Source organism: Pseudarthrobacter cellobiosi, from assembly GCF_023913815.1.
Lineage (GTDB): Bacteria > Actinomycetota > Actinomycetes > Actinomycetales > Micrococcaceae > Arthrobacter > Arthrobacter cellobiosi.
Window position 1 is genome coordinate 1 of record NZ_JAMXBK010000016.1, and the last position, 21,404, is coordinate 21,404.

19 protein-coding genes and 1 pseudogene are annotated in these 21,404 nt (G+C 60.2%); 11 read left to right on the forward strand and 9 right to left on the reverse strand.

The features are described from left to right. Positions 1–338 precede the first annotated feature (338 nt). Both NG701_RS02155 and NG701_RS02160 read right to left on the reverse strand, forming a co-directional pair. Entirely contained in the window at positions 339–719 is a 381-nt protein-coding gene (locus tag NG701_RS02155; protein WP_252564119.1) for a VOC family protein, read from the reverse strand. Between the two features lie 496 nt (positions 720–1,215). Then, positions 1,216–1,782, reverse strand: a complete 567-nt coding sequence (locus tag NG701_RS02160) for a recombinase family protein (RefSeq protein WP_252564120.1) — start codon at positions 1,780–1,782, stop codon at positions 1,216–1,218. Between the two features lie 223 nt (positions 1,783–2,005). On the opposite strand from NG701_RS02160, the gene NG701_RS02165 reads away from it, so the two are divergent. Beyond that, positions 2,006–2,422 (forward strand): hypothetical protein, encoded by a 417-nt coding sequence (locus NG701_RS02165; RefSeq protein ID WP_252564122.1) that lies wholly within the window; start codon positions 2,006–2,008, stop codon positions 2,420–2,422. Positions 2,423–2,557: 135 nt separating this feature from the next. Here NG701_RS02165 and NG701_RS02170 read toward each other — a convergent pair whose 3' ends face one another. The 3 genes from NG701_RS02170 to NG701_RS02180 all read right to left on the reverse strand — a co-directional run bounded on the left by NG701_RS02170 (position 2,558) and on the right by NG701_RS02180 (position 6,956). After that, complete coding sequence (locus NG701_RS02170; protein ID WP_252564124.1) at positions 2,558–4,888, reverse strand: hypothetical protein; 2,331 nt, start codon at positions 4,886–4,888, stop codon at positions 2,558–2,560. Between the two features lie 207 nt (positions 4,889–5,095). Then, complete coding sequence (locus NG701_RS02175; protein WP_308292580.1) at positions 5,096–6,379, reverse strand: glycosyltransferase; 1,284 nt, start codon at positions 6,377–6,379, stop codon at positions 5,096–5,098. 313 nt (positions 6,380–6,692) lie between these two features. Continuing rightward, on the reverse strand, positions 6,693–6,956 hold the full coding sequence (locus NG701_RS02180) for a GlsB/YeaQ/YmgE family stress response membrane protein (protein ID WP_252564126.1): 264 nt from the start codon (positions 6,954–6,956) through the stop codon (positions 6,693–6,695). 153 nt (positions 6,957–7,109) lie between these two features. On the opposite strand from NG701_RS02180, the gene NG701_RS02185 reads away from it, so the two are divergent. Further along, on the forward strand, positions 7,110–7,283 hold the full coding sequence (locus NG701_RS02185; RefSeq protein ID WP_252564128.1) for a CsbD family protein: 174 nt from the start codon (positions 7,110–7,112) through the stop codon (positions 7,281–7,283). Positions 7,284–7,570: 287 nt separating this feature from the next. Here NG701_RS02185 and NG701_RS02190 read toward each other — a convergent pair whose 3' ends face one another. Beyond that, positions 7,571–8,065, reverse strand: a complete 495-nt coding sequence (locus tag NG701_RS02190) for an ArsR/SmtB family transcription factor (RefSeq protein WP_308292581.1) — start codon at positions 8,063–8,065, stop codon at positions 7,571–7,573. Between the two features lie 161 nt (positions 8,066–8,226). On the opposite strand from NG701_RS02190, the gene NG701_RS02195 reads away from it, so the two are divergent. Continuing rightward, the gene (locus NG701_RS02195; protein ID WP_252564130.1) at positions 8,227–9,330 is read left to right on the forward strand and encodes an oxidoreductase; all 1,104 of its coding nucleotides are present in this window, start codon (positions 8,227–8,229) and stop codon (positions 9,328–9,330) included. A 663-nt stretch (positions 9,331–9,993) separates the two neighbouring features. Here NG701_RS02195 and NG701_RS02200 read toward each other — a convergent pair. Then, positions 9,994–11,196, reverse strand: coding sequence for an ROK family protein (locus tag NG701_RS02200; protein ID WP_252564131.1), 1,203 nt, complete (start codon positions 11,194–11,196; stop codon positions 9,994–9,996). A gap of 271 nt (positions 11,197–11,467) precedes the next feature. Here NG701_RS02200 and NG701_RS02205 point away from each other — a divergent pair, with 271 nt between their 5' ends. The 8 genes and pseudogenes from NG701_RS02205 to NG701_RS21295 all read left to right on the forward strand — a co-directional run. After that, positions 11,468–12,631, forward strand: coding sequence for a substrate-binding domain-containing protein (locus NG701_RS02205; RefSeq protein ID WP_252564133.1), 1,164 nt, complete (start codon positions 11,468–11,470; stop codon positions 12,629–12,631). 48 nt (positions 12,632–12,679) lie between these two features. Continuing rightward, on the forward strand, positions 12,680–13,564 hold the full coding sequence (locus tag NG701_RS02210; RefSeq protein WP_252564135.1) for an alpha/beta fold hydrolase: 885 nt from the start codon (positions 12,680–12,682) through the stop codon (positions 13,562–13,564). Between the two features lie 445 nt (positions 13,565–14,009). Next, the gene (locus NG701_RS02215; RefSeq protein WP_252564137.1) at positions 14,010–15,176 is read left to right on the forward strand and encodes a substrate-binding domain-containing protein; all 1,167 of its coding nucleotides are present in this window, start codon (positions 14,010–14,012) and stop codon (positions 15,174–15,176) included. Between the two features lie 49 nt (positions 15,177–15,225). Next, positions 15,226–16,794 carry a sugar ABC transporter ATP-binding protein gene (locus NG701_RS02220; RefSeq protein ID WP_252564139.1) on the forward strand — a complete coding sequence of 523 codons (1,569 nt, stop codon included), beginning with the start codon at positions 15,226–15,228 and terminating at the stop codon, positions 16,792–16,794. Continuing rightward, the gene (locus tag NG701_RS02225; RefSeq protein ID WP_252564141.1) at positions 16,775–17,743 is read left to right on the forward strand and encodes an ABC transporter permease; all 969 of its coding nucleotides are present in this window, start codon (positions 16,775–16,777) and stop codon (positions 17,741–17,743) included. Before NG701_RS02220 ends, NG701_RS02225 begins: the two co-directional genes overlap by 20 nt. 33 nt (positions 17,744–17,776) lie before the next feature. After that, positions 17,777–18,907, forward strand: coding sequence for a glycoside hydrolase 5 family protein (locus tag NG701_RS02230; protein WP_252564143.1), 1,131 nt, complete (start codon positions 17,777–17,779; stop codon positions 18,905–18,907). A 241-nt stretch (positions 18,908–19,148) separates the two neighbouring features. Further along, complete coding sequence (locus tag NG701_RS02235; RefSeq protein WP_252564145.1) at positions 19,149–19,484, forward strand: hypothetical protein; 336 nt, start codon at positions 19,149–19,151, stop codon at positions 19,482–19,484. 232 nt (positions 19,485–19,716) lie between these two features. Beyond that, positions 19,717–19,971: pseudogene (locus NG701_RS21295) on the forward strand (DDE-type integrase/transposase/recombinase); the annotation flags it as partial. A 106-nt stretch (positions 19,972–20,077) separates the two neighbouring features. Here NG701_RS21295 and NG701_RS02245 read toward each other — a convergent pair. Then, the gene (locus NG701_RS02245; protein WP_252564147.1) at positions 20,078–20,587 is read right to left on the reverse strand and encodes a hypothetical protein; all 510 of its coding nucleotides are present in this window, start codon (positions 20,585–20,587) and stop codon (positions 20,078–20,080) included. Positions 20,588–20,679: 92 nt separating this feature from the next. Further along, positions 20,680–21,402, reverse strand: coding sequence for an SDR family NAD(P)-dependent oxidoreductase (locus NG701_RS02250; RefSeq protein ID WP_252564148.1), 723 nt, complete (start codon positions 21,400–21,402; stop codon positions 20,680–20,682). Positions 21,403–21,404 lie beyond the last annotated feature (2 nt).

Here is a 21,404-nt window from a genome sequence, read left to right on the forward strand (position 1 = left end):
CACTCAAGGGGCAGCGAGGCCCGGCACCCCAGCACGCCCTTCGCCCGCACAACGAGCCGAAACCGAATTCAGCTCATCCGCCCAGGCGGATCGGTGGATCAAGGCTAAGCAACAGTTGAGGCGAGCAACCGAAAGCTCGGGGTCGGCGGCGAGGAAGCCGTCGTCGACCTTGAACGACGGCGGCTGCACAGTGCCGGAAAGCGCAAGCTGAGGTCTTCCACCTCATCAGAGTCCTCAACTTCGGCCCCGCACCCCGCTGGTACCACCTGCCAGGCAGCATCGAAACCACGTGTGAACTTCAGGAAAGCACATTCCTCGCCGTGCCGAAGGCCGGCTAATCAGTCCTGGTGCAGCTGCACGAAGTTGCCGCAGCCGTCGTCGAAGACCGCACTGATCCCAGACGGATCCTCTGACGGTTCGCCCTGGAATTTCACACCGGCAGCCACCAGCCGCTCGTACTCAGCCTGTACATCCGGAACCCCGAAGGTGATGGCCGCGATACCGGCGTCGTGCAGTGCGTTCATGTAATTGGCGCCGATCGGGTTGTCGCTAGGCTCCAGCAGCAGCCCCACCGACCCGGCGTCGGAGCCCGGATCCTTGATGATGAAGAGGTTGTACTCAGGCATCGCCATGAGTGTCTCGAACCCGAGGGTCCCGGTGTAGAACGTATGGGCGGTGACCGGATCCTGGACATGGATGCTGCACATTTTCAGTCTCATGGTCCCAAGCTACCCGGCCCGCAGGAGGCGTGCGAACCTTCAGCGGAGAAGAGCCGTCCTACGTGTCCATCAGAGCTGCCAGCCCGAGATTAGCGGTCTCCAGGGCCCAGACTGAAGGCACATCCGCCAGGCAACTGGCCTCCGCAACCGCATCGCTGCGCAGGCCGCGGTGAAATGTGGCGTGGACTCGGCCATGGATCCGGATTCGAAGATGTCTTTCGGTGCCGTCGTAGGCGGAGCCGAAGTCCCGTGAGCGGCCGCGAGGTGCCCCTGGCAAGGTAACGCCAATCGAGTCCGCCAGCTGCGTTTGCCAAGTACGGCGAGGCAGATCCCGACAGTCCGTAGATTGCCAGGGCTATTGAGATTCTTGCCAACAAAACTGAAACCGGACACGAGAGCTGCGCCTTCCGACCCTCTTCGAAACTGGCCGATAAGGGACCTTCCATCAAGCAAATTGCGTTCCCTAGCAGTAACAGCCGCGCCGGCGGCAAGAGATTCAGTCCAGCTTGGCGTGGCGCAGGTACTGGTAGACGGTCTCCCGGCTGATCCCGTAGTCACGGGCAAGGAGGGCTTTAGGTACACCGCTGCTGGCGCGCTGGACCAGTTCGGCGGCCCGTTCCGGTGTGAGTGTCTTTTTTCGTCCTTTATAGGCACCGCGCTGCTTGGCCAGAGCGATGCCTTCCCTTTGGCGTTCCCTGATGAGGGAGCGTTCGAATTCGGCGAAGGCGCCCATGACGGAGAGCATGAGGTTGGCCATGGGCGAGTCCTCGCCGGTGAAGACGAGGCCTTCTTTGGCGAACTCCACCCGCACGCCCATGCGGGTTAGGACGTGAACCAGGGCGCGAAGGTCATCGAGGTTGCGTGCGAGCCGGTCCATGCTGTGCACAACCAGGGTGTCCCCGTCACGGGCGAACCGCAGCAGCTCTGTGAGCTGTGGTCTGGCGGTGTCCCTGCCGGAGGCCTTGTCCATGAAGACCCGGTCCAGAACCTGGCCTTCGAGCTGGCGCTTCTCGTTCTGATCCAGAGTGCTCACTCGCACGTATCCGATCCGCTGGCCAGCCACGATTTCCTCCAACCTTCGTTCTGTCAGGATGACTTCTAGGCCCGCTCCAGCTGAAAGTCAAGACCTCCCCAGTCTGTTCTGTCAGGTTGAGTTCTAGGCCCGCCCCAGAAGAACGTCAAGACATACGCGTCCTGTTCGTCAGGTTGGGGTGTACGTCAGCGAACAAACAGCAGACTGGGGGTGGCTTCCTCCCCGGCGCAACTGCAGCTAATAGCATCTAAGCATGACAATGCAGACAAAAGACCAGCAAGTGAAGCACGTAGTCGAGGGGCTGGCTCTAGGTGTGTTGTCACGCGGCGTGGTTCGTGTTGCTGGCGGGAAGATTGACATGGAACTGGCGTTTAACCGCGCGTGGCGTTCATGGGCACGTTCCGGTAGCTTCCCGGCCATTGGTGGAATAAGTGCCGGGAATCAGATCTGGTTGGGCATGGGAAAATCCGAACGGCGGACCGGTGTCCGGGCAGGATGGGCGAACCACGCGGAGCCATATCTCTTGAACGGATTCGAGCAATGGAGCACAGGGGAATGCCTCGAGTTCCTGGCCGACGATCGGGCTTCGGCGGAGGACTGGGTCACCTTGGGGGACTTGCTTCTTGACGGACTGAAACCTGGACACGTTCACACGCGCGGTAATCGGTAGACCCGCTGGGGGCCGATGCAGGAACGGAGTGTCATATAGCATTCGCGGCCTCCTTGGCCACTACCGGCGCCAACGAAACCAAAGTCCGCGGGCCGAAGATCGCACTGTCCCCATGGCCCTTCCTGGCGCCAGCTACTATCGCTTCTTCTTCCCTCGAGCGCCCCGTAGCCGGACTGTGCTGCGCCGGGCGCTGGGAGGTAGTTTGGTGAACGTCATTTTGAGACCGCGCAGCGGCGCGATTTCTACAGCATGGTCGCGGTCGGTGGTTCGTTCTTGAGGCCTGCCCCGGTAGCGCGTCCCAATTAGCGACCCATCAGGCTGATAGAGGAGCAACATCGCTCTGTCAGAGTGCGTCTGGTACTGCTTGGCATCCATATATTCGGCCAGGTGGTCCGTGCTCGCATCTTTCGGCGCGACCGACATCGTGAGTAACCAGGAACCACAGGAACTGGCACCATGCGTTGTCAGGCTACGCTCAATGCTGCCACCCCGGGCTGTGCGCCTTGCTGCCTTCAGATTCTTCCCGATACTTCCTTGCGCGCTTTCGCTCAACCCCACCAGATCGGCGCCAAACCGTAGCCAACCAGGAGGGTGGGTTGCCTCGCTAGCGGATAGGTACTGCTCAACCCATGGCTGCTCCTGCCTGGCTGGCTTTACCACCTGAGACTTTGAGAGGCCTTCTTGCCAATAGAACCATGCATCGAGTGGATCAGTGAGTGTACCTAGCCGAACACGAGGCTGCTCTTCGTAGCGGCGCAGCTCGGAAGCCTTGATAGGCGACTCCACTGGTATGTGTTTAGCGATCTCATGAGGTTCGGGATCGAAGTACATGCCTCCTGTGAGGAACCACATGAACATGTCCAACTCGTCGACGCCATTGACCATAGTTGCCAGCCGGCGACCTCTGCGACGCCGCAGGTACTCGAGGAACTGGGCAGAGTGATCGACGGTTTGGCTTATCACGATCAAGTCATGCATGCTTACGATCCACGGGACTTCGTCGGACTCGATGATGCCTTTGTCCGCCAGCACGTTCATGGACAAGGATAGGGGCCCCATATCGTCGAGCATTACGACGATTGAGTGGATCTCAGACGCAGACGACAAGTCGATCCATTCACCTTCGACGCTCCAAACGCCTCCGTTGGTGCTTATGAGACGGGTCAATCGGTTGGCCTGCTCGTTGCCCTCTTTGAGAGTCTTCTGCAGATCCTTGGCTAACCGCTGTGCGTTGCCACCCCGGGATTTCTCGGTAATAGACGCGGCTTTCACCTCAACGCATAGAGCGACCCCGTCGACCAGGAACAATATGTCAGATTCGAACTTGTCGGTCACTACAGCAGTACGGTCGGAGTCCCTGCCCAGGCTGTTTGTGTCGTTGGTATCAACCGGGCCAATGTACTTCTGTCCTTCCCAATGCGGCTTAGCGCCTTGTAGGAGCTTGCCAATCAAGTTAGCGGATTTCGACTCGGAGTAAACGGCACGCCGTTTGTCATACTTCGGCCACATCTTCGCAGCATTATTCTTCTTCTCGGCCGCGGCTGCGATCAACCCCCTTTCGAGATTCCGGCGCAACTCGTCTTCGCTCAAGAAACCGTTGAGAAGGAGGTATTCGTCCTCGTCAGCGATACATCCCCCTGGCGTGGGAAGCTCACCATCAACGAACCGCATGACCGGGTTGACGTCATTCTCCGCCGCCCGCGAGGTGCTGAAAAAGTCCAAGACTGCACGCGCTGTCGATTCCGCGACTCCGGAACGCTCGGCGACATCAGCGGGTGAAACAGCGCCGAACAATCGGCACTCGTTCATCATGAGATTAATGTCGTGCCTGAAGGACTCCGCATCGGCGGGTGGACCGGCTTTGCTGGCTTCCCCAAGTCGGTCCCGAGCCCCGAACAAGCGTGCGTTCATCAGAGCTGTTGACGCCTCGCGGACAGCACGGATGTCGTCGAGGGTGAATCCGAGCACGCTATTGATGACGGACGAAACTGCTGGGTGGCCCAGAAGCTCTGTATTTACTTCCTTGGCGATGGATTCATACTGACGTCCGCGGACGGACAGCTCGTACCCCATGAATTCACCAGCGAGAGCACCGAGCGGCTGGTTCGCTCGCTGACCGCGAAAGAGGGCCAGAGTCCGCGCGGCGGTCACGATGTTGGCTGCCAGGCCTAGCGCCTCTGCAGGATTTGGTTGACCGGAGTTTTTCCCCGTTAACGGCTGCCGCGGAAGCCCCATGCCCAGTAGCGTTAGTGCCACGACATCCTGGGCAGCTTGAGAGCTCTCTATCTGACTTTCGCTCTCCCGGAGGTCAGTAAAATCCCACGGGCCGGCGGCGAGACGGATGAACGCAAGCGCGTCGAATGAGTCATAGCCCCGCAAACACTTCTCTAGTGAGGTGTGGGCAGCTGATATCGCCTCTCGCATAAATACACGGGGGTCCTCATCGGCCGTCATGTTCTCTGCCATGTGCTGGTAGTAGCAACAGCTTTGTTGAGGTTGTTAGCCACGTTGCTGCCCACAAAATCTAGGCGTTGGGGTGCGGGGTTCATGCCGCAAGTATTGCAGCGGCCTATGACAAAGGGGGTTGCTGATACTGCTTGCTGGGGCTGGATTTGATACTGCTAGATGAAGGCTCATTTGTCCTGTCAAACTGACAACACGACATAATATCAATTATCGGCGTTTGAAAATCCCCGGAATCGCGGGGGAGAAACGCCGATCGGCGACACCCCGCCGGCGTCGTTTTTTGACCGCGCACCCCGGGCCGGGGGACAGGTGGACCAGCCCGCAAGGGTGGGGTCCGAAGCGTGGCTCGTCATCGGGCGGGTTCGGCGCCGTGGTCGTCAAGAAAAGCGGGGGAACCGGCCATTCCCATTTGTCGGTCGGGGAACGGCCACGCATCGATGGGTTCCGGAGCTGCTGCAGGGACTGTCTGCGCCGCAGTGCCAGCGCAGATTCTGGTGTAGAGGGCAAGATGGGCGGCGACCATTCGATCGGCACTGAAATTCTTCTCCGCGGCCCGGCGGCACGCCGTGCGGTCCAACCGTTCGCAGTCCGGCAGGGTGCGGGCCAGCCCCTCAGGCGTGGACCTGAGAAAGCCGGTAACCGCGTCTTCGACAATTTCGGGGCCGAACCGTTGGTGGTGGCCAGCACCGGGGTTCCCGCCGCCAGCGACTCGATCATGACCATCCCGAAAGGTTCCGCCCATTGGATCGGATTGATTAGGGCAAGTGCTCCGCCGAGCAGCTGGTATTTCTCCATGCCGCCCACCTCGCCAAGAAACTCCTCATTGGAGCTCAGTCTTGGCCGGACCTGCGTGTTGAAGTATTCATGCTCCTGCTGATTCTGCATCTTTGCGGCAATGCGGAGCGGAACCTCGCCCGCCCGTGCGATCTCGATGGCCTGCGCGACTCCCTTGTACGGATGCATTCGTCCCAGAAAGCACGCATAGCCCCCGTCTCCCCTGCCAACGGGGATCCCCTCCATCGCCAGGCCATGGTGGATGACGGCGCCGATCGGAATGTCACCCGCCGTTCCGGCTTGGTGATCCGATATCGCCACTATGGCCACATCGGCAGCCAATGCCCGGCAAAGCGACCGGACCTTTGCCCCGAAAGGGCTGTGCACCGTCGTCACGACAGGAACGCCGGCAGGCTTGTGCCGGTAAACGGGACCGGCGAGCGTGTGGTCATGGATGATGTCGGTGCCCGCCATGGCGGCGTACGCACGAATGACGTGATCCATCTCGTCCAGAGTGTTGCCCATGGTGGCGCCCTTCGCTGACCCGGTCCCGGGAACTTTCGGTACCGGACAGGTGCTCTCCTGCGGCGCGGCGAGCAACACCTCGTGGCCCGCCCGCACCAAGCCGCGGGCCAAGGTGTCTATCACCGATTCAATTCCCCCATATCCCGGTGGCGGAACGGGAATCCAGGGCGGCGCCACTATGCCGATGCGCATAGCATCAGGCTAGTTCCTGGCAATGACGAAAGGAGGGCCGTCCCAAAGAGACCCGGCCAGGTGCTGACGGCCTGCCCGAAGAGGCGCTCAACTGCCGACGCGGCTATCAGGTGACTGTGCAGGTACGCAGCCAACGAGCGTTCGACGTTTCTGTTGCTCCCCTGCCGTCCCGCGTTCATGTTCAAGCCCCGTTCGTAGTTCCGGCGACCGGGCCCGAGGGCCGACCGCTTGCACCCCGGTTGAACCGGACCGGCTACTGCACAACACACAAGCTCTAGGAGGTTATCGGTAGCCCGAGGCATGGCCGTCCGGGTCAGACGTGGCTCCTGCGGGTCACTGCCCCGTAGATTCCCAGGACGATCAAAGCGCCAAGAATGGCCAGCAGCCAGGTCCTGAGGTCGAAGAATTCCGCGAGACCTCCGCCGAAGATCAGTGAGCCGATCCATCCGCCGAGGATCGCTCCGACGACGCCCAGAACCAGGGTGATCAGCCAGCCCCCGCCTTGCTGGCCGGGGAGTATGGCTTTGGCGATGGCTCCCGCAATCAGGCCGAGCAGAAGAAATCCGAGAATTCCCATGACGCACTTCCTTCCAAAGGACCGTCAGCGTCGTAGTGGCGCTATGGATACGATTTAATCAGCATGCTTAGCATCTGGCAAGGATCCGATTTACGATGAGAGGGTGAGCCGCAGGCAGTCCGCAGGCGGCAACCAACCTGAGGAAGTGACACTGTGGGTTTGGACGACAAGATCGGGAACGCCGCCGAGAAGCTTGGCGGCAAGGGCAAGGAAGCTGCCGGTGAAGCCAAAGGCGATCCGGGCCTGAAAGCCGAAGGCAAGGGCGACCAAGCCAAAGCAGACCTGAAACAGGCCGGCGAGAAGGTCAAGGACGCCTTCAAGAAGTAATCCGCCTCGAACCGGGAAGGGTGGGGCCCGACACGGGCGGCACCCTTCCTGCACGTACGGACAGTAGCAGGCGGCTCCGCCAGGCTGACGTACCGGCAACGGCCCTTGTGCGAACCTCACCTTAGCCTGCGGGGCCGCTTCGCATGACCTCCAGACCCGTCAACAAATACAGGCACGCCACTTAACAAGTCGACCGCGAAGCCGGCCGCGCCGCCCTGCACGCCCCAGCTTTACACAAGGCTGGTTATCGGCGTTCGGAAACTAGCTCGTGGGAGACGCTGCAGGCTTTATGCCTTCGCGTTGGGCTGGCGGGCCTGCGACTCGCCGGCGGTGGCAGTGGCAGTGGCAGTGGCGGAAGATGGTGCTTCCTTGATGCCGACTTGTAGGACCGCCCGAAGCAGCCCTGGAAATTGCGCTTCGAGGTCCGCTGCTCGCAGCGAGTTGAGTATGGCGGTGCCCCTATAGTGCTGTTCGATCACGCCGGCTTCGCGCAGAACTCGGAAGTGATGCGTGGAGGTTGATTTGCTGACCGGTAGCTGAAAGGCGCTGCAGGCTTGCTCGCCTGGGACGTCCGCCAGCTGACTCACAATCTGGCGTCGTACTGGATCCGACAAAGCGGAAAGGACCGCATCCAGCTGCAACTCGCCCCGGCTGGGGTGGGCAAGGGTGCGCACTTTTATATCGATCTCCCTGGTGTGCCCGTTGACTCGGAACTCATTGTACGATAAATCTCGTACTACGAAGGGTGTCGTACTTGCCCTTTGGCTGAGGATAGAGCGCATGTCATTCAGGCTGGGAAACCTTGGCCTCCAGCTGTGAGCGCTTCAGTCCCCCAACCATAGTCAGTGCCCACATAATTCACTCGTTACCGGCCATCCGGCTATACCAATCGATTGGGTAAGTGCTTAAGACCGGCACCGTCCACGAATCTAAGGAAATTACCATGACGAACCTAAACCCGCTCTGGTCGCCCCTGCAGATCGGTTCTACGCAGTTGGCCAGCCGTGTGGCCCTGGCCCCAATGACCCGTATCAGCGCAACTGAGGATGGGCTGGTGACCGAGAAGATGGTCTCCTACTACGAGGCTTTTGCCCGGGGCGGCTTCGCGTTGCTAATCTCTGAAGGGATCTACCCTGACAGCGCTTACAGCCAGGGCTACTTGTACCAGCCTGGCCTTGCCACGGATGATCAGGCCCGGTCCTGGGCCACGGTCGTCGACGCCGTCCATGCAGCCGGGTCCACGATATTCGCCCAGCTCATGCACGCCGGGTCGCAGGCGCAGGGTAACCGCTTCAGAGACAGCACGATCGGCCCTTCCGCGGTCGCCCCCAAGGGGGAGCAATTGGACTTCTACCGTGGCGAGGGCCCCTACCGGGTGCCCGTGGAAATCACCCGTGAGCAGATGGAGGAAGTTCGCCAGGGCTTCGTAGCCGCTGCGCTGCGCGCCAAGGAGGCCGGGTTCGACGGTGTGGAAATCCACGGCGCCAACGGCTACCTGCTGGACCAGTTCCTCACGGACTACCTCAATCTTCGCACCGACGAGTACGGCGGCTCCGCGCAGAACCGAGTGCGTTTCCCCGCGGAAATCGCCCGCGCCGTTCGCGATGCCGTCGGGCCGGACATGACCGTCGGCATCCGGATTTCCCAGTCCAAGGTCAGTGACCACGACCACCGGTGGGCCGGCGGGGCCGAGGAAGCTGAAGTGATCTTCTCCACCCTGGCCGCCACGGGCGTCGATTTCCTCCACACCACCGAGTACAAAGCCTACGCCCCGGCCTTCGGCGACCAGGGCCCTTCACTGGCCGCCCTGGCCAAGCAGCACTCCGGGCTGCCGGTGATCGCCAACGGCCACCTGGATGACCCCGAGACTGCAGTGTCAATGCTGGTTGACCACGCCGCCGACGTGGTGGCCCTGGGCAAGGCGGCCCTGGGCAACAGGGACTGGCCTGACCGGGTCAAAAACGGCCGGCCACTCGATGAGCTGGACGCGAGCCTGTTTGCCCCGGTGGCCGACGTCAAGGACTGGGAGCTCGAACTGCTCTCCTGACCCTCCACAGTGCCCCTGCCTCCTCGCCCGTTCGGTTCAGCACGAAACAGATCGAGGGCAGCAACTACTAGAGCCATTAAAAAACTCCCCCTCCCAGGGGCTCTTATCCACTTCGTGGATGGCGCCGTGCCATCCAAGTGCTGCTCCCCCTCTGATGGGGGCTTTGGTGCGGCGGCCGTCCCGCGGACAACGGCGGGCGCTCTCTGTCGTCAATCACTTGGCGTGGCCGGGAAGCGTCCACTCGAAGTCACGCGGGAGGAGTTGCCCATCGTCTGGATTGAACGGAAGGATCCTGAAAGTTCCCGCGTTAGGATCCACTAACCCGTCCGTGGTCATCCGCATCCCGGACCACACGCCCATCCTGCACAGCCCCGGATACTGACGGGCGTGATAGACCTCATTGCGCGTAACGATGACCAAGTAACCCCTGCTCTGAGTGCCTTTCGCTTCAAGGTAGAGCCGCTCGGTATCCCTGACCGCGCCGGGGCGCCCCACAGTGGTCATGCGGCGTGGCCGGGAAGCGTCCAATCGAAGTCACGCGGACGGAGGTGCCGGTCGTCTGGATCGAAGGCAAGAACCCTGAAGTCCCCCGCCTCAGGATCCACTGCGGACGCCCGCCTCGAAAACCCCAACGGACTCAATCAACTGGTGTCCAGGCTTGCACTACACGGCGGCGTTGGCGCCGCTTCGTTCTGACATCCTGTTGATCCCCTCAGGCGACAGCGCGCAGTCGATGGCCATGATCCCTGCGCCGAGAACTCCCGCTTTTTCGCCGGCTTTTGAACGGTTGATCGAGAGGTGCTCGGTCGCGATGGGTTTAGACCGTGCATACACGACCTCCCGGATGCCAGCAATGAGGTGTTCCCCTGCATTGGCAAGTGAGCCGCCAATGCTTATCAGCGAGGGGTTGAAAAGTGTTACGCAGGTGGTGAGAACCTCTCCGATATCCCGCCCCGCTTGACGAAGGGCTTGTATGGCGAGCATATTTCCAGATATGGCTGCGGTCACGATGTCTTGAACGGAGTGTGTATCGAGACCCTGGTCACGCAGTTTTGTGGCAATGGCACTGCCTCCGGCGATTGCCTCTAAGCAGCCGAAGTTTCCACAGGCACATAGGGCGTCGTCGTGGGCAGCGAGTTGGATATGGCCGAGGTCGCCGGCCGTACCCCGTGCTCCTCTTTGCAACTGCCCTTCGCTAATGATCCCGGAGCCGATACCGGTCGAGACCTTTACGAGGATCATAAAGTCGGCTTCCGGGCCGGCGACGGCTCTTTCTCCCAGCGCCATGACATTGACATCGTTGTCGACGAGGACTGGAACCTCGAAGCGGGAACGCACGAACGCCGGTACATCGAAGTTGTGCCAGCCGGGCATGATTGGCGGATTTTTCGGACGTCCGCTTTCATGTTCAACCGGCCCGGGGAGGCCGATCCCGATCGCCACGAGGTCGCTTTCTGGTCTTCCCGCTTCATACAGTAGCCGCTCGGCCACATCGAGGAACCAAATAAGTACTGGTACTGGTCCTACGCCTATATCCAACGTCTCCTTGTGCTCGGAGATGACGGTCGATCCAACGTCGATCAGGGCGACAGTACCCTGGGTTGCCCCGAACTGGGCAGCTATGACGACGCGTGCTCCTGGGTTCATCGCAACCAGGGCGGACGGACGGCCGCCTGTGGAAGAAGTCTCTCCGACCGGCGAGACCATGCCGAGACTGAGAAGCTCGTCGAGCCTCAGAGCTATCGTCGATCGTGCCACTCCTGTGGAAGCCGCCAATTGGCTCCGGGTGCGCGGTACACCGTCGCGCAGTAGCTGGAACAATTCGCTGGCGCCCAGGCCAGGGGGGATGTTGCGCCCGGTCATCATGATCCTTTCTTGAGGCGGCAGTCGGTCCGCGATGCGTACTCACCAAACTCCTTGGGATAGATCGACACTACAGCAACTTTCATCGACAGCAATGGAGAAAAGGCGCCTCCACACAACATAAAGTGTTGCATCTCACATAAGAAGCCGATACGCTCACAGCTAATGACGATATTCGTCATAAGTTGCCTAAGGAGTTCCAAGGGTCCCCGGCCCGGGACAGGGAGAGGCAACGGTCCTGGTCAACGTAGACCGCCTGAAAGGGAACTAGAACATGAGAAGATCAGCCGCAGTCGCTATGGTCGCATTGGCGTCAATCACTTCACTACTCACCGGATGTAGCTCGGACACTGGATCCGGTGGTGCCGGGTCCACCGGATCGGGAGACCCGCTGGCCAACGTCACCGCCAAAGAGCTCATACCCAGCGGAATAGTCGGCCTGGGTCCGAACGGCGTCAAGTCAGGCACTCTCGATCAGATCAAACTGACTGACGACGAAGTAGCTAAGGCAAGGGAACGCAAGTTCCGCGTGGGCATTGTGATGCAGACCATGAACATCGAATGGTCGACCGAGCAGGTACGGGCGATCAAGAACCGGCTCAAGGAATACAACGCAGAAGTGATCGGTGTTGTTGACCCCAACTTTGATGTCACCAAGCAGGTTTCCGGCATCGAGAACATGATCCAGCTGAAGCCTGACGCCATTATCAGCATCCCCGTTGATGACACGGCAACAGCCGAGGCCTACCGCAAGATTGGCGCCGCGGGTATCAAGCTGATCATGATGGACAACGTCCCCAAGGGACTTAAGTATCCCGACGACTACCAGGGCATGGTGTCCTCCGATAACCAGGGAAACGGCGCAGTCTGCGCTCAGGCCCTCGCCAAGTTCATCCCGAAAGGCGGCACAGTCGGCGTGCTGGACTTCGGTGTCGATTTCTTCGTGACTAAGGAACGCATGAAGGGATTCGTTGATTGGATGAAGGCGAACCGATCCGATATAAAGATCAAGACCACCGAATTCCTCGATCCCGCGAACTCCGGGAAGGACGCCGGAAACTTCCTCACCGCCAACCCTGATGTGCAGGGAATGTTCACGGAATGGGAAGTCCCCGCCGTGGGCATTGACCAGGCGTTGCGCGCCCAGGGCAAAAACGTCCCGATCACCGCAGTCAATATTGCATCCGACGTTGCCATGGATCTGGCAACAGGCGGAAATATCAAAGCCCTAGGCGCTCAGGTGCCCTACGACCAGGGGCTTGCTGAAGCAGATATGGCCATCAAGGTTCTTCTGGGCGGCAGCGTCCCTAACTGGGTTGCCTTTCCTTCGGTTCCGGTGCTCCAGAACAACGTCCTGGATGCCTGGAAACAGGTCTACCACCAGGACCCTCCTGCTGAGCTCGTCAAAGCCAGCCAAGCCACTAACGGCAGCAAATAATCGCTGCCCCACTGTACTGACCACAAGCACAACAAAGGAGTAGTAATCGTGGAAATCATTCAGGACCACAACGGAGTACCCGCTAAGCACGGTAGAGCATTCGTCAACGGTGTGCGGCTGCATTACACAATCGCCGGTGAAGGTGAACCGCTGTTTCTGCTGCACGGGGTGCCGAAGACCTCCTACCACTGGCGCCGCGTCATCCCGCTGCTGACCCCGTACTACACGGTCATCGCCCCAGACCTTCGGGGCCTCGGCGATTCGGAGCACCCGCAGGACGGGTTCGACATGAAGAATATGGCAGAGGACATCGCACAGCTGGCCACACACCTCGGATACGAGACCTTCAACCTCGTCGGAGAAGACTGGGGGGCTTCGACCGCCTACCAGGTCGCAGCCCAGTACCCTGAGCGGGTCAAGAAGCTCGTATACCAGGAGATGATCCTCCCCGGATTCGGGCTCGAAGATTACTCCTTCCTCACCCGTGAAAACGTCAGCACCTATGTCTGGCTCTGGCACATCAACTTCTACAGCGTCCCTGACTTCCCGGAACTGTTGATCACAGGTAAGGAACGGGAGTACTTCAATTACTTCATCAAACATGAAACACACAACCCGCAGGCCATCACCCCTGACGCTCTGGACGAGTACGTGCGCTGCTACTCGTCGCCTGGTGGATTGAGGAGCATGCTCGCGATTTACCGCGCAACACTTGATGATGCTGATCAGAACCGCGAGTCAGCAAAGACAAAACTTAAAATGCCCGTGCTGGCCGTCGGAAGCGAGTACTTTATCGGCGCAGACAACGAGCGGCAGATGCGAGAAGTCGCTGAAGACGTTCGCGGAGTCATCCTGCCGTGGGGGCACCAGCTTGCAGAAGAAGACCCTGAGGCCCTGGCGGCAGCCTACCTGGACTTCTTCGGTCGCGAATAACTTCCGCTCGGGCACAGAACGGAGCAGCAATCGGCGGCTCTGCGCCCGCAACACCTCGAACCACGGCCTGACCCCATTCCGGGCCATTGGCAGTGACGCGGCACAGTCTGTGTCCTCTCTCCGTGGAGGTTGCGACGAAAGTCGGCTATCCGGCTATTGCCTGGGCGTCGTCGTAGGCGCCCCAGGCGGCGTCACCAGCGTCAGGGATGTGATTATCGCACCAACGGCGACATGGCCGTTTCCCGGGCATTGTCGGGGCCATTCGGAAAGCAGACTACGACAGCTGACTCATGGTGGAACTTGATTACTATGACGGCCATCCTCGAGAGGCAGCCGAAATCAGTAGGAATGACCTCAAGAATCTTTTACCCAACCCACACCGGATTTCACCGGGTAATGCGCATCCCGCACCAGGTTTGCCCACAAGAGAAGGAAAACACGGATCATGACACGCAGTAAGAAGAGCATTGCCGCAGGCGCAGGTCTGCTCACCGCCTTCGCGCTCCTCCTTTCAGGATGCTCGTCCGACACCTCCGGCGGCACATCAAGCGCTTCCGACGGGAAAGCTGTCGTGGTAGATGCCGCATCGATCGCCCCGGCCGGCATCGTCGGCAAGGGAAAGAACGGTGAGGAACCAGCCCTCGTCGACAAACTCCAACTCAGCGACGCGGACAAAAAGAAGGTCGCTGACGGAAAGTTCTCTGTGGGCATCTCGATGAACACCATGGACATCGACTGGTCCCGTTTGACCATCGAAGGCATTCAGAAAACACTCACCGGCCTCGGCGTGCAGGTCGTCGGCGTGACCGATGCGAAGTTCAAAGTCCAGCAGCAGATCTCTGACCTTGAAAACCTCATCACGAAGAAGCCTGATGCCATCATCAGCATCCCTACGGACGATGTGGCCACAGCCGCGACGTATAAAAAGGTTGCGGCTGCCGGCATCAAACTGATCTTCATCCACATGCCGGCGTCCGGCCTGACATATCCTGCCGACTACCAGGCTGTGGTTGCTCCGGATAATCAGGGCAACGGCGAAATTGCGGCTGCGGGGCTCTCCAAGTACATTCCGCAAAACGGCGCCGCCGGGATCGTGGATTACGGTGTGGACTTTTACACTACGAACCAACGCACCCTGCGTGTCAAGGAGTGGTTCAAACAAAACCGCCCCGACGTCAAGGTAAAGACCGTCAGTTTCACAGACACCAACGCGGTCGGGCCCGTTGCTGCCAACTTCATGACCGCCAACCCGGACGTCAAGGGCCTGTTCGTCATCTGGGACTCCCCGGCAATGCAATCCGTTGCTTCCCTCCGGAACGCGGGCGTGAACATCCCTATCACCACCATCGACCTGGGAACAGAGGTTGCGGTGGAAATGGCCAACGGCGGATACATCAAAGCGATCGGTGCCCAACAGCCGTATGACCAGGGAGTAGCGGAAGCGCTGGCCGCGGCCAACGCACTCATCGGGAACAAGGTCCCTGCCTGGGTTGCCCTTCCCCCGGTGGCTGTGACTCCCGGCAACCTGCTTAAGAGCTATGAGTCGATCTTCCACACGAAGCCGCCACAGGAAGTCCTCGACGCCTGCAAGTCTTCAGGCATCTGCGGCTAGCAATTCAAATGACCAGAAACCGTACGCGGACTACAGGAAGGATAAGGGCATGAATGCTCACGCCGAAGCGATTCCAGTCGAACACCCCGCAGGTGAAACCGTTCTCGTAGCCCAGGGAGTAAGTAAAGCATTCAACGGAATATACGCTCTCAAGGACGTCGACTTTGAGTTGCGGGCGGGTGAAGTCCATGCCCTTCTCGGCCCCAATGGAGCCGGTAAGTCGACACTCATCAAGATCCTTGACGGGGTGCAGCCCCAAGACGAAGGAACGGTTGAGGTCGACGGGCGGGAACGCTCCCACTCTGACATCGCGACCGTCTTTCAGGAATTGAGCCTCGTTCCGTCCCTCTCGGTGGCTCAGAACATTTTCCTCGGCAACGAAATCCGTAACGCGCTCGGACTCGTTCAGAAGAAGAAAATGAACAGCATCGCGAAGGAACTCACCGACAGCCTCGGCCTTCATCTGCCCCCGGAAGAACTGGTCGAAAACCTCTCGGTGGCATCGCGGCAACTCGTTGAGATCGCCAAAGCCATACACCGTGACGCCCGCGTGCTCGTGCTCGACGAGCCCACATCCACCCTGACTAAAGCGGACCAACTGCTGCTTTTCAAGAGCATCCGGGACATCCAAAAATCCGGCGTGGGCATTATCTACGTTACTCACCGCCTGACCGAAGTGTTCGAACTCGCCGATCGCGTGACGATCATCCGAGACGGGCGGAAAGTACTTACGGCGGACGTAGCCGACATGGAGATGCAATCTCTGGTCCGCGAAATCACTGGGACCGAGCCGGATGAGCCCGGCCCGGCGAAGGAGGATTTCGACCGCTACACGCACCCGGAGCTGACGACCACTTCGTCGTCCGGGCCGAAACTGCAGGTTTCAAGTCTGGCGGGCGACCGGTTCTCCAACATCAGCTTCACGGCTTCTGCCGGTCAGATTGTCGGCATCGCCGGTCTGATCGGAACGGGTCGGACAGAGCTGCTGGAAACGATCGGAGGTGTGCGCCGGGGCACAGCAGGAGAGATCACGCTCGATGGTCGTTTCGTGCGTTTTAAGCACCCGTGGGAAGCATTGCATGCAGGGGTCGCACTGGTGCCCGAGGACCGGCACCGGTCCGGCATAATCCTGCAGCACTCGATCCAACGTAACCTAACGCTCGCCCACTACAAGGCCTTGCGTAAAGGCGGGCTGGTCGACAACAAGGCCGCGCGCACACTGATTCACGGACTGGTGGACACGCTCCAGGTGAAGACGAGCTCCATCGACAGCCCTGTACAGTCCCTGTCCGGCGGAAACCAGCAGAAGGTCGTCTTCGCCAAATGGATGCAACCAGGGATGCAGGTGCTTCTCCTGGACGAGCCGACACAGGGCGTCGACGTGGCAGCGAGGCAGGAAATCTACCGGGTGATTCATCGCTTCGCAGAAGAGGGGGCCGCAATTGTTGTTGCCTCGTCGGACTTCGTCGAGCTTCAGGAACTTTGCGACGAAATCTACTTCATGACGTCCACCTCGATGAGCGAGCCGGAAAAAGTAACAAGCGATACGACTGATCAATATATCTATTCAAGACTCAACGAGAGGGTTCTAGAGAGCCATGAGCGCGACCAATATTAGATTTGTGCGGCCGCTGTGGAGCGGCAGATCAGCGGGAAATTTCATCCGCGAATATTTTGTCTACATCGCACTGGTGGCGTTGGTGGCGTTCTTCTCGATCGCCTCTCCGGTGTTCTTCAGCGCCCAGAACTTCGCCAACGTCGGCCGACAGACAGCCATCGTGTCGATCATCGCCGTCGGTGTGACCTTTGTCATCGTCAACGCACAGATCGACCTCTCAGTAGGCAGCGTTTTCGCCCTGTGTGGAATGGTTTCCGGCCTAGCCCTGCAGTACATCTCCAACTTCTGGCTCCTGGGAGCGCTGGCCGCCATTGCGGTGGGAGTGATATTTGGATTCATCAACGGCTTACTTACCGTCAAATTAGGGGTGCCCAGCTTCCTCGTAACGTTGGGCATGCTTGGTGTTGCACGCGGAATCGCCTTGATCATCACAGATACGCGACCTGTGCTCATCGCTAATCGTCCGTTCTTCAGCATCTTCGGTGACAGCAACATCCTTGGAATTCCAATAGCCGTCGTCTGGACGGTGGTAATCGTTGCCCTCGGGGTCATAATCCTCCATAAGAGCGTCTTCGGCCTGCGGGTCTTCGCCACCGGAGGCAACCCCCAGGCAGCCCGCTTCACGGGCGTAAACACCCAGCGCACAATCATCCTTTCCTTTGTCATCACCGGCGGGCTCGTCGGACTGTCCTCCCTCCTTTTCACCGGAATAGCCCACGCGGCACGTCCCGACGTCGGCGTCGGGCTCGAACTTGACGTCATCGCGGCAGTGATCCTTGGCGGCGTGAGCCTCTTCGGTGGGCGCGGCACCATTATCGGCGCCCTCGCAGGCTCCCTGATCATCGGCATGATGAACAACGGCCTTGTACTCATGGGCGTGGATTCCTCGGTCCAGCAGATCATCAAGGGACTCATCATCATCGCTGCCGTTTCGCTCAGCAAGAAGTAACAGCGCCAAGAAATCGAAGGGAAATCACCAGCAATGTCATCAAATACATCGGCACCCCGTTCGTTCTTTCAGGTAGGTCAGAACGAGACCGGAGCCTGGAGCTTCATCGACCCCCAGGGCAAGCCGTTCATCTCTCTCGCGCTCAACCACCTGGACGACTCTGACCTTCGCTACCCGCACAACGTAGAAATCTTCGAGCGCAAGTACGGCACACGCGAAGCCTGGACCAAGGGAGTTGTCCGGGATCTGCAAGAACTGAACTTCAATACCATCGGTTGGACCTCCCAGTACATCAGCGGCGGATGGGGGGAAGCGCTGGACTGGTTCGGCGACCCGGTCGATCTGGGCCACTCCTCCCCGTGGCCGGACCAGCATCTACTTGACTCCGGGTTCCCGTACGTTGTGCAGATCCGTGCGCAAGAGATTGAAGACTGGAACGGCCACCCGGCGTTCAGGGACGTCTTTGGCGAAGACTTCCAGAAGTATGCCGACTGGATAGCCCGCCGTATGGTGTCCGATCACAAGAACAGCACGAACCTCATCGGTTACTTTCTCGTTGACATTCCCGCTTGGCTGCCCCACGCTGCCGGCAGATTCTGGCCCGGATTCGAGGGCCTGACGCAAGAAGAACACGATCATAAACTGTTCGACGTGGCCACGCAGTACTACAAAACAATCACCGAGGCCATCCGGCGCTACGACCCCAACCACCTGATCCTCGGGGACCGGTACAACGGCAATAAAGGCATCCCAGAAGCAGCCCTGCGCGCAATGGTCCCTTTCATCGATGTTCTTTCCGTCCAGTACTTCACCGGAAAGTCCGACGAAGAGTACTCCACGATGATTGAAGACCTCCGTGGTTGGCACGAGCTCACGGGCAAGCCGGTCGTGATCGCAGACATCGGCAACTGGGTCCCCACGGAGATGAACCCGCACCGCACGAGCGATATGGAGACCCAGGCCGAACGCGGTGCAGACTACGCCAACGGCTTGGCTCGAGTCGCCGCCGAACCGTGGATCATCGGATGGCACTGGTGCGGCTACATCGAAAATCTCGGCCGCGGCTGGGGAGTCAAGGACCCCAACGACGAGTTCTACACAGACATGACAGACCAGATCCGTGAGGCAAACGAGAAGGCTCAAGCAGCCGTCGGCGAACGCTGATACAGAAAGCGATACAAGAGATGCAAGAAATCAAAGTAACCTGCGCCTGCTCACCGCCCGCCGCACCGACCTGATCTGTGACCGGGTCCGGTCCATAAACCGCCTCCGGGCCACACTGCTGGAATATTTCCCGGCACTCGAGCGGGCGTTTCGACTACTCCAAGAAGGCGCCCCTGATCCTCCTGGGCGGCTACCAAACCCCGGAGGGCATCCGCCGGATCGGACTGACCCGGCTCACGGGATGGCTGAGGAAACGTGGCTGCCGGAACAGCGCCGCCATGGCAGTAAAAGCCGTCGACGCCGCGAACGCCCGGCACACAGTCCTGCCAACCCAGAGCACAGGCTCGGCCCTGGTCGTTCGCCGGCTTCGGTTGCGCCGGAACTGGGGATTTCCGTAACCGCCCTGAAGCGGTGGGTGCGGCTACATAATGAGGGCCAATCGGAGGGCGCGAGCAAACCGGATGATCCGGTGGATCCGGCGAAATACAGGGCATTGGAAGCCCTGCTGCGTGAAGTCGAGAGGGAAAATGACTTCCTAAAAAAAGTTTCAGCGTTCTTCGCCAGAGAACAACGGTAGAGGATCTCTACCGCCTTGTTCAGGAGAAGAACGCGCAGTTCCCCGTCCAGTGGATGTGCGGGCGACTGGGTATTTCCAGGGCCTCGTATTACCGGTGGCTGGCCGCGGAAGAGTCCCCGACGGCGACCCGGCATCGGGAGCTGACAGAACACGTAAAGGTCATGTTCGATTCCTCCGACGGGATTTCGGGCACCGTATGGTCCATACGAAACTTGCCGCCGCCGGCATCGAGGTATCGGTGGGAACTGTGGCGGTCATCATGGCGGAGAACGGCTGGGCCGCGAAGCGGATGCGGGCGTTCAAGCGCACGACGATTCCCTCTGATCCCGACAAGGTCTTCGCGGACCTCATCGGGCGGGATTTCACCTCCGCCGCCCCGGGGACCCGTCTGGTCGGGGACATCACATACCTGCGCACCGGTGAGGGCTGGCTCTACTTGGCCACCGTCATCGATCTGTGCACGCGCATGGTCGTCGGCTGGGCGATGGCGTGGCCGCGGACCTTGGGGCGGCCATAAGGGTGGATGCGAGGAACCATAGGGCGGATGAGCCGATCTCCACAGCCAGCTTCCATTGCCGCAGGTCGGTGCCCGGCTACGGAGCTTGTCGTTCCTGTGTCAGTCCGGAGGGGACTTCCGGGCTGATTTCGATGGTGAAGCGGCTGTGGCCGTGCCGTCCTGTTCGGCTTTTGCGCGGGCCTTGGTCTACTGCTTTGTTGAGTTCGTCCTCGAGTGTGGAGACTTCGGTGGCGGTGATATCCGCGATCAGGCCGGTGGTCCGGGAGGTCATTTTTGTTTCCTCTCTGCTGGGGCCGGGTCCGTGAGCGGAAGGCCCGAAGATTTCGTTCCATACGCATTGGCCAGCTGCGCGGACTCGCAGAGCAATGTCCCCGCTCTGCCCGTCCCGGAGGCTGGTGAAGTCATGGATCGGCTCTGGCTGCAGCTTGCCCGGGCGGGACTCCAGGATGGCCGCCCATAGCTGTTCCACCGTCGCGACGGATTCCGCGCCGCCCGTCGGTCCCAAAACCAGCCAGCCGTCGCCGGTGGCGACCACTTTCGGAGCCCCGGGCCACGATTTGCAGATGCTGTTGATCGTTTGGGCCACAATCAGGTGTTGCCGCATTGTTCTGACCGGTCCAAGAACGGGATCGCTCACGACGGCTCGTCCGCATGCACCACACATGTGATCTTCCTTTGCTAGGGCATGACGTCGCCGGAATTTGGCCCCAGTGTCTGACCGACATAGAGGTTCCCGCCGGGATCGCTGGCCAGCAGCAGAGCGGTCGGGGCGACTTCGGCGGGCAGCCCGAAGCGTTGCAGCGGGAGTCCCGCCCGCTTGGCCGCCTTCCAGTCCGCGGAGATGCCGTCAACGAGGGGCGTCTCGATGGGGCCCGGGGCGATGCTGTTGACGAGCACGTTGTCGACGGCGGCTTCCAGGGCCAGGGCTTTGGTCAGGCCCACGACTCCGGCTTTGGCGGCGCTGTAGTGGCTGAGCCCGGATCCGCCTTTGATGGCCAGCTGGGAGGCGATGTTGATGATGCGGCCCCACTTCTGCCGCCGCATCTCCCCCACCACCTCCCGGCAACACAGGAAGACCCCCGTCAGGTCAACGGCAATCGTCTCGTTCCACATGGCCAGGGTCATGTCCTCCAGCGGTGATTCCGTCAGCAGTCCGGCGCTGTTCACGAGAATATCGACGCTCCCGAGCTCGGCGCGGGCGGCGGCGAAGGCGGCCCTCACGCTTGCTTCGTCGGATACGTCCACCTGTACGATGCCTTTGCCGTCGGCCCGGTCAAGGACCACTACCCTATCTCCGTTGTCCCTGAACGCGTCGGCGATGGCCTGGCCGATCCCACTGGCTCCGCCTGTGATGACTACCGCGCGGCCGTCCGTGAAACGGGGTGCGTGAAGGTTGTTCATTC

Bases quoted from the DNA above. Each gene is read 5' to 3' on its own strand.
- NG701_RS02155 (WP_252564119.1), bottom strand. From the start codon at position 719: ATGAGACTGAAAATGTGCAGCATCCATGTCCAGGATCCGGTCACCGCC.
- NG701_RS02165 (WP_252564122.1), top strand. From the start codon at position 2,006: ATGACAATGCAGACAAAAGACCAGCAAGTGAAGCACGTAGTCGAGGGG.
- NG701_RS02170 (WP_252564124.1), bottom strand. From the start codon at position 4,888: ATGGCAGAGAACATGACGGCCGATGAGGACCCCCGTGTATTTATGCGA.
- NG701_RS02175 (WP_308292580.1), bottom strand. From the start codon at position 6,379: ATGCGCATCGGCATAGTGGCGCCGCCCTGGATTCCCGTTCCGCCACCG.
- NG701_RS02180 (WP_252564126.1), bottom strand. From the start codon at position 6,956: ATGGGAATTCTCGGATTTCTTCTGCTCGGCCTGATTGCGGGAGCCATC.
- NG701_RS02190 (WP_308292581.1), bottom strand. From the start codon at position 8,065: ATGCGCTCTATCCTCAGCCAAAGGGCAAGTACGACACCCTTCGTAGTA.
- NG701_RS02195 (WP_252564130.1), top strand. From the start codon at position 8,227: ATGACGAACCTAAACCCGCTCTGGTCGCCCCTGCAGATCGGTTCTACG.
- NG701_RS02200 (WP_252564131.1), bottom strand. From the start codon at position 11,196: ATGATGACCGGGCGCAACATCCCCCCTGGCCTGGGCGCCAGCGAATTG.
- NG701_RS02205 (WP_252564133.1), top strand. From the start codon at position 11,468: ATGAGAAGATCAGCCGCAGTCGCTATGGTCGCATTGGCGTCAATCACT.
- NG701_RS02215 (WP_252564137.1), top strand. From the start codon at position 14,010: ATGACACGCAGTAAGAAGAGCATTGCCGCAGGCGCAGGTCTGCTCACC.
- NG701_RS02220 (WP_252564139.1), top strand. From the start codon at position 15,226: ATGAATGCTCACGCCGAAGCGATTCCAGTCGAACACCCCGCAGGTGAA.
- NG701_RS02225 (WP_252564141.1), top strand. From the start codon at position 16,775: ATGAGCGCGACCAATATTAGATTTGTGCGGCCGCTGTGGAGCGGCAGA.
- NG701_RS02230 (WP_252564143.1), top strand. From the start codon at position 17,777: ATGTCATCAAATACATCGGCACCCCGTTCGTTCTTTCAGGTAGGTCAG.
- NG701_RS02235 (WP_252564145.1), top strand. From the start codon at position 19,149: ATGGCTGAGGAAACGTGGCTGCCGGAACAGCGCCGCCATGGCAGTAAA.
- NG701_RS02250 (WP_252564148.1), bottom strand. From the start codon at position 21,402: ATGAACAACCTTCACGCACCCCGTTTCACGGACGGCCGCGCGGTAGTC.